The following is a 1,134-nucleotide window of genomic DNA, read 5'->3' on the forward strand; positions in this document are numbered from 1 at the left end:
ATATTCCGCACCGGTGGCGATCATGATTTCAACGATGTGATTGCTGAAATGGTATTAACGCCTATTGAGGCGGTAAAAGGTATCAGTAATCAGGGCACGGATGAAAATCCTAACTACAGTGTGGATTCAACGCGCTTTAAACAACTGGTGCAGATTGATAATCCAAATATCGAATTTGATAGCTATTATCCAGGGCAGAATCGCTGGGCAACGGTGGCTTTTGAAGATCTGTGGCCGCAACAAGGTGATTATGATTTTAATGACGTCGCCATTTCCTATCAGATGCATGAAGTGTCCAATAACGTTAATGCGTTGAAGCAATTGACGATTGACGCCAAAGTGCAATCACTGGGAGCGGGGTATCATAATGGTTTTGCATGGCGGCTTCCGGGCGTTCAAGCCAGCGAAGTAAAATCCGCGCTGTTAACCAAGAATGGCGAGGTGGTGAACAAACTAGCGCTCGATCCGAGTCACCGAGAGGCAGTATTTGTCTTCAGCTATGATTTAAAAGATGCCGTACCGACACGGTGTGAATATTTCCGTACTAAACCGGATTGCCGTGAAGATATTAATACACAGTATCAGCTGGTGGTGGAGTTTGATAAACCGATAGCCCGCGCGCGTTTAGGCAGCGCACCGTACGATCCTTTCATTTTCGCCACCCCTGGTATTTATCACGGTGAGAATATTGGTTTCCAGCCAGGTCTGAAGTGGCAGGTGCATTTACCGCAATTTGGCGGTACCGAGCTGTTTGATACCACGTTGTATGGACGATTAGATGATAACTCGGCGATCTTCTCCACATCGAAGTTTGTGGATAGTCGCGGTTTCCCATGGGCCATGAATTTCATTGATGGCTGGTCACAAAGTGCCGAGCGTATTGATATTACGCTGAGTTACCCTGCGTTTCCTTCATGGATCCAGTCGAGTGGTCTAAAAGACACTGATTGGTATCACTTTTTGCGAGCGATAGTTGATCGCTTGTATCAAGGGCAGGAACAGTAGAGGAGCCGATGATGAAGCTGATCCCTAAGATTGTTGCACTCATAATGTCATGTGGCGCTATGTTTGCTCTCGCCGCAGAAAGTACGGCACCCGTTAAGCCAGCGTCGACCGCGCCAAGCAAATCTGCAC

1 protein-coding gene is annotated in these 1,134 nt (G+C 47.4%); it reads left to right on the top strand.

Features of this window, described 5'->3' with window-relative positions; all coding sequences use genetic code 11:
- Positions 1–1,005 (top strand): LruC domain-containing protein (locus ACRC27_RS00505; protein ID WP_438638828.1); only part of this gene is annotated, 1,005 nt, incomplete at its 5' end.
- Between the last annotated feature and the right edge of the window lie 129 nt (positions 1,006–1,134).

The sequence above is a fragment of the Plesiomonas sp. genome, assembly GCF_051650925.1.
Lineage (GTDB): Bacteria > Pseudomonadota > Gammaproteobacteria > Enterobacterales > CAMTGL01 > Plesiomonas.